This window comes from Nocardia sienata NBRC 100364 (assembly GCF_001613205.1).
In the GTDB taxonomy this organism is placed as follows: Bacteria; Actinomycetota; Actinomycetes; order Mycobacteriales; family Mycobacteriaceae; genus Nocardia; species Nocardia sienata.
In genome coordinates this window covers 1-571 of sequence record NZ_BDBX01000134.1, presented here as the reverse complement: position 1 = coordinate 571, position 571 = coordinate 1, and the positions used below count along the sequence as shown (strand labels likewise).

Sequence of the window (571 nt, the reverse complement as noted above, 5' to 3'; positions counted from 1 at the left end):
GGATCGGTACCTCCAACTCCAACACTGTCCGGATCCGGCTCACGAGCTGGGTCGCGGTCAATGAATGCCCACCCAGGTCGAAGAAGTTGTCGTCGGCCCCGACCCGCGCTATACCGAGCACCTCCGCGAACACCGCCGCTACAGCCTCTTCCATCGGTGTCGACGGCGCCCGATACACCGTGGTGGTGAAGTCCGGCGCCGGTAACGCCCGCCGATCCAGCTTCCCGGACGGGGTAAGTGGGACCTCGTCGAGCACCGTGACGGCCGCCGGCACCATGTAGCTGGGTAAGTTCTGGCCGAGAAGGGTTTTCAGTTCGGATACGTCGACCGGTCCACCATTGCTCGGGTGCACATACGACACCAGTACACCGTCACCGGACAGGCCGGTACGCGCCAACGTGACGGCGAAACCGACCGTCGGATCGGAGGTCAGGACGGCGTCTATCTCGCCGAGTTCGATGCGGAAGCCACGTACTTTCACCTGGGAATCGTTACGGCCCAGATACTCCAGCTGCCTGTCCGCGGTCCACCGCACCACGTCCCCGGTCCGATACATCCGCCTGCCCGCCCC

General features: G+C 64.6%; 1 protein-coding gene. It reads right to left on the bottom strand.

All coding sequences use genetic code 11. The annotated features are described in order from the left end of the window. Positions 1-556: phosphopantetheine-binding protein (locus NS4_RS31070; protein WP_439955825.1), on the bottom strand; the 556-nt coding region annotated here is incomplete at its 3' end. Between the last annotated feature and the right edge of the window lie 15 nt (positions 557-571).